8 protein-coding genes are annotated in these 4,896 nt (G+C 31.3%); all 8 read left to right on the top strand.

The features are described from left to right. Positions 1 to 561: phage baseplate assembly protein V (locus AJ887_RS00940; protein ID WP_070284675.1), on the top strand; the 561-nt coding region annotated here is incomplete at its 5' end. A gap of 8 nt (positions 562 to 569) precedes the next feature. Next, entirely contained in the window at positions 570 to 761 is a 192-nt protein-coding gene (locus AJ887_RS00935) for a hypothetical protein (protein WP_002795238.1), read from the top strand. Continuing rightward, entirely contained in the window at positions 758 to 1,048 is a 291-nt protein-coding gene (locus AJ887_RS00930; protein WP_002795239.1) for a GPW/gp25 family protein, read from the top strand. The genes AJ887_RS00935 and AJ887_RS00930 overlap by 4 nt, the downstream gene beginning before the upstream one ends. After that, positions 1,045 to 2,211 carry a baseplate J/gp47 family protein gene (locus tag AJ887_RS00925; RefSeq protein WP_070284677.1) on the top strand — a complete coding sequence of 389 codons (1,167 nt, stop codon included), beginning with the start codon at positions 1,045 to 1,047 and terminating at the stop codon, positions 2,209 to 2,211. The genes AJ887_RS00930 and AJ887_RS00925 overlap by 4 nt, the downstream gene beginning before the upstream one ends. A gap of 97 nt (positions 2,212 to 2,308) precedes the next feature. Continuing rightward, entirely contained in the window at positions 2,309 to 2,929 is a 621-nt protein-coding gene (locus AJ887_RS00920) for a phage tail protein I (protein WP_052789952.1), read from the top strand. Further along, positions 2,929 to 4,008 (top strand): phage tail protein, encoded by a 1,080-nt coding sequence (locus AJ887_RS00915; protein WP_070284685.1) that lies wholly within the window; start codon positions 2,929 to 2,931, stop codon positions 4,006 to 4,008. The genes AJ887_RS00920 and AJ887_RS00915 overlap by 1 nt, the downstream gene beginning before the upstream one ends. 9 nt (positions 4,009 to 4,017) lie before the next feature. Further along, positions 4,018 to 4,524, top strand: coding sequence for a DUF4376 domain-containing protein (locus AJ887_RS00910; protein WP_070284681.1), 507 nt, complete (start codon positions 4,018 to 4,020; stop codon positions 4,522 to 4,524). After that, positions 4,521 to 4,892: a DUF1353 domain-containing protein gene (locus tag AJ887_RS00905; RefSeq protein WP_070284683.1), complete on the top strand. Its 372-nt coding sequence runs from the start codon at positions 4,521 to 4,523 to the stop codon at positions 4,890 to 4,892. Before AJ887_RS00910 ends, AJ887_RS00905 begins: the two co-directional genes overlap by 4 nt. Positions 4,893 to 4,896 lie beyond the last annotated feature (4 nt).

The raw sequence follows: 4,896 nt of genomic DNA, 5'->3' as shown, positions 1-4,896 counted from the left end.
GATTTTTTAAGTGTTTTTCAAAGTCTAGCTAATTCTTATGCAGTGAGCTTTTCTCCTTTAAGAATAGGAGAGCAAGTATTAGTCATACCTGTGCGTGGGGATTTAAATAGTGGAGTTATTTTGCGTGGGCTTTACCAAGAAAAACATAGAGCAAAAAACACAGATGAAAATACTTTTAATATAGATTTTGAAGATGGAACACATTTAGAATACAACTCTAAGAGTAGCACTTTAAAACTTGATGTGGTTAAAAATATAAATATCACTTGTGTAGATAAAACCACCCATAACCAAAACAACACCTTAAATACTAAAAATCATACTACAAACGCTAATACCATAACGCTTAATGCTCCAAGTATTAATTTAAATGGTAATACTCAAATTGCAGGAGCAATTTCTACAAGTGGCGAAGGTGGGGCAAGTGGTACTTTTAGCATAAAAGGAAATTTAAACTTAATAGGCAATTTACAAGTTAGCGGAAATATAAGCGATAGCAAAGGTGATTTAACAAATCATATCCATTCTTGTACTTGTGGTGCCACAGCTTCGCCAAGATAGGAAAAACTATGAAAGAATTATTTTTGCTTTTATTTTCATTAGTCTTTTTTATGCTCTTTTGTATGGGGGCATTTTATGCTTTTTTAAACCTAAACTTTTTTATCAAAAGCATTTTTATAGGCTTTTTTATAGCTTTTATGTTTTTAGGTTTTTCTCAAATGTTAGAAAACATTTTTGAATTTTACAAAGGTTTAAAATGAATTACATGGTAAGCATCGAAGAAAGTATCAAAGACATTTTAATCACTCCTTTAGGCTCAAGAGTAATGAGACCTGAGTATGGTTCTTTACTTTATACACTCATAGATAGAAAAATCGATGATGATTTTAAGATAAAGCTTACTAGATACACTGCAGAGGCTATTTCAAAGTGGGAAAAAAGAGTAAAGCTAAAAGGTGTGAGACTTAATGAGTGTAAAGACAATAAATTAAGCATTACCTTGCTTTTTGAAAATTATGGGGATTTAACCATGGAGCTAGGCAAATGAGTGAGCTTTTAAGTGCAAATGATAGCTATTTTAAACAAAGCTTTTTAAAGGATATCCCTTATCCACAAATCATAGAAGAGCAAGACTATGAGAAGCTTTTAAAAGCCTATGAAGAACTTTTTAAAAGCTTTTTAAAAGATAATGTAGAGCTTTTAGAATCTGATCCTTTTAAAGCCATTTTAGAAGCTTTAGCTTATAGAGAAATGATAATTAGAGCAAGAATTAATGAGAGTATAAAAGCAACATATCTTCATTATGCAAAGGGAAGTGATTTAGATAATGTAGTAGCTAATGGCTATTTGATTGAAAGATTAAAAGGGGTTAAGCCCACAGCCAAAGTAGAGTTTGAATTAAATACTTTGCTTACTTATGATGTCATTATCCCAAAAGGTGCGATTTTTTCCAATGAAAAAGCAGACCTTGCCACTTTAAAAGAAGAAGTGGTGATTAAAAAAGGGCAAAGTAAAGCACAAGGTATTTTAGAACTTGATGAATTTATTCAAAGCAAAGAAAGTAAAACCGAGTTTTTACAAACCCCACTGCCTTTTGTGGCTAAGATTAAACAACTTGAATATTTTAGTGGTGGAGCCAGTGAGGAAAGCGATGAAGCCTTAAGAGAAAGGGCTGTAATGAGTGTACATCGTTTTTCAACCGCAGGAAGTGAAAAAGGCTATATCTATCACGCTTTAAGCGCAAGTGCAAAAGTAGCTTCCATAAAAGCTTTAAACAATGGAGCAGGAAAAGTAAGAGTTATCATTAAAAGTGAAGATGAATTAAGCGTTGATGTGGTTAAAGAGTATTTAAGTGCGGATGAGCGAAGACCTTTAACTGATGAAGTAAATGTAGAATTGGCTAAAAAAAGAGAGTTTATCGTAGATGCCAAACTTTTACTTTTAGAATTAAGCCGTGCTAATGAAATTAGTGAAAAAATCAATGCCTTACAAAGTGATTTTGATTTAAGCGTGGATTTAGCACTGGGATTTATTTATAAATGCTTACATCAAGATGGGGTTTATAAAAGTGAAATTTTAAGCATTAAAGAAAAAATCATAAATGAAGAAGAGCAAGAATTAAAAGACTTACCTTTAGCAAACATAATAATAGCTGATGATGAGTTTGCAACCCTTAGCTTTTTACTTAGCTATGAAAAGGCAGTACTATGAAGGGGCATTGTGTAGCAATGGGTCGGGAAGCCTTCAGTAAAAGCGACTTTGGGCGAACTTCGTTTGCACAAAGTGATAGCATAAAAAAGGCGGTGCTATGAATACACTAATACTAAACCACCATCCAAAACAAAGCAAAGCCATTGATTTAAGTGCTAAAACAAGATTTGAAGATTTAAATTTAGCTAGTATCACAAATCTAGCTCTAAATTGCGATGAAAGATTATTGCCAATTTTAGCCAATGCTTATGATGTAAGTATTGATGGTTTAAATGAAAAAGAAGCAAGAAAGCTTATATCTAAAGCCTTGCTTTTAGATAGATACAACGGCACAACTTGGGCTATAAAAGAAGCTTTAAGAGCCGTATTTCCTACTGCAGTGGTTAAAGAGTGGTTTAATTATGGTGGAAAGCCTTATTTTTTTAAAGTTAAAGTAAGCACAACTAATGTTAGCTTTGATGAAAGAACGCTTAATACTTTAGAAAGACTAATTTATGATTTTAAAAATGTTAGAAGCGTTTTAGAAGCAATTGAAATAGAGATTGAAAGTAAAAATGATAGTTTTAATGCTAGTGTAGAAATAAGTGGAGAAACTATAGAAATCTTACCTTTTCAAACCACGCAAATTGAAAACAATCAGAAACCAAGTTTAAATGCAATGGGTGTTTTTATGTGTGAAATAACAAGAACTAATATTGATTTTAAAGGAGTGTATTAATGGCAAAAAGTGAATACTATACCATACTAACAAAAATTGGCATTGCTAAATTTATTGCCGCAAGAGCAAGTGGAAATGGTATCAATTTAAAAAGCTTTAAATTAAGTTCAAAAGTTATTTTGCCCAGCGAAGAAATGCAAAGCTTAGAAGAGATTGTTTATGAAGCTAATATTAGTAGCAAAAGCGTGGATGAAAGCAATCCAAACTATGTGAATTTAATGTGTCATGTGCCAAGCGATGTGGGCGGGTTTGAAGTTAATGCAGTAGGCATTTATGATGAAGCAGGAGATTTGCTTGCAGTAGGAAATGTCCCACGCACTTATAAACCTATCTTAAAAGAAGGCAGCGCTAAAGAGCTTATGATAAAAATTGTCATGGAACTTTCTAATGCAGAGGAAGTTATTTTAAAACTAGATCCTAGTGTGATCATGGCAAGTCGTGATTATGTGGATGCTATTAAAGTGGAACTCAATCTTAAAATTGATGCTTTAATGCAAAAATATGATGCAGAGTTTAAAAAAGTATGGGATGAGTTTGCTAAATATCTTTTAGAAAATAAATTTAATACAGAAATTGCCAAATATGTTACTTTAGCTACTAATCAAACCATTACAGGAGCTAAAGACTTTACCAAACTACCTACAAGCTCTATAAAAGCTACAAATGACAATCAATTTGTAAATTTAGCTACCTTAAAAGAAAATCAACTCAATCTAAAAGATCCAGAACTTTTAGCATTGATAGGGTTTAATACTTATCTTGATGGAACTTCTTTACTTAAATCTCATTTTATGTCTAATAATGTGATATACACAAATACAACAGGAGGAAAAACACCTATTGCAATAAAAATTCAACAAATCGATAATGTAATCAGTCAAGCTAGTATTAGTATATACATAAATAATTCTTTAATAAAAAAAATAAATGCTATACAATACACTAATTCAACAAATAAATATATTCCATTAACACATTATGAAGGTATTTTGAAACCAAATGACACATATAAAATAGAATTGTTTAATATTGCTATGGATAAGTCAAATATTGAGGCAACAATTTTAAATGTCAAATAAGGAGAAAAAATGAAATATTTTATAGACAAAAACGATAATAATCAAATTTATGCTTATGAGGATGAAGTGAGCGATGAGCAAATTAAAACAAGTTTAACACCTATTAGCGAAGAAGAGTTTAATGCTTTAACAAGTCCTCCTAAAAGCGAAGAAGAGCTTTTAAACGAGGCAAAAGAGTTAAAAATCAACGAGATTAATACAAAAAAAGAAAATATTCTAAATGGTGGATTTTCTTTTAAAGGTAAAATCTATCAAAGTTCTAATGAAGATCAGTTAAGAATTAATGGAGCAGTAACCAATGCTCTTGTTAATCCTAATTTAATTCCTTATATTGATTGGATTGCGCTTGATAATTCAACTACAAGATTTAGCGTAGATGAGTTTAAACTTTTTGCAAGTAGCATGGCTTATTTTGTGCAAGAGACTATTTTTAAAGCAAGTGCTTTAAAAGAAAAAGCTAGAAATGCACAAAGCAAAGAAGAGCTTGATTTAATTGTTTGGGAGAGTGAAAAATGACTAAAGCAGAATTAAAAAGGGTTTGTGTAAAGCCCTATGATAAAGACAGATTTGAAGTGATTAGTGATTATGCTTTTTCTTTGCCAAATTATAAAGGCATTGTACCACAAGGCTTTAAAACGGATGGAGCAAGTATCCCACGCCTTTTTTGGTCTTTGTTTCCACCTTTTAAAAGCGAGTATTTTAGTGCTTGTGTGGTGCATGATTTTTTATGCGAAAAAGCAAATTCTAGAGCTGATTATAAGACAGCTGATTTAGCATTAAAAGAAGCTATGACTTTGCTTGGATGTTCTAAGTTTAAAATCTTTGTATTTTATCATTCTTGCAATCTTTATCATGCAATAAAATGCTTGATAAAAGGAAAATAAAAAA

This window comes from Campylobacter sp. BCW_6466 (assembly GCF_001762835.1).
Lineage (GTDB): Bacteria > Campylobacterota > Campylobacteria > Campylobacterales > Campylobacteraceae > Campylobacter_D > Campylobacter_D jejuni.
The sequence above is the reverse complement of the archived record's forward strand: the minus strand, read 5'-3'. Positions and strand labels throughout refer to the sequence as shown.

Bases quoted from the DNA above. Each gene is read 5' to 3' on its own strand.
- AJ887_RS00935 (WP_002795238.1), top strand. From the start codon at position 570: ATGAAAGAATTATTTTTGCTTTTATTTTCATTAGTCTTTTTTATGCTC.
- AJ887_RS00930 (WP_002795239.1), top strand. From the start codon at position 758: ATGAATTACATGGTAAGCATCGAAGAAAGTATCAAAGACATTTTAATC.
- AJ887_RS00925 (WP_070284677.1), top strand. From the start codon at position 1,045: ATGAGTGAGCTTTTAAGTGCAAATGATAGCTATTTTAAACAAAGCTTT.
- AJ887_RS00920 (WP_052789952.1), top strand. From the start codon at position 2,309: ATGAATACACTAATACTAAACCACCATCCAAAACAAAGCAAAGCCATT.
- AJ887_RS00915 (WP_070284685.1), top strand. From the start codon at position 2,929: ATGGCAAAAAGTGAATACTATACCATACTAACAAAAATTGGCATTGCT.
- AJ887_RS00910 (WP_070284681.1), top strand. From the start codon at position 4,018: ATGAAATATTTTATAGACAAAAACGATAATAATCAAATTTATGCTTAT.
- AJ887_RS00905 (WP_070284683.1), top strand. From the start codon at position 4,521: ATGACTAAAGCAGAATTAAAAAGGGTTTGTGTAAAGCCCTATGATAAA.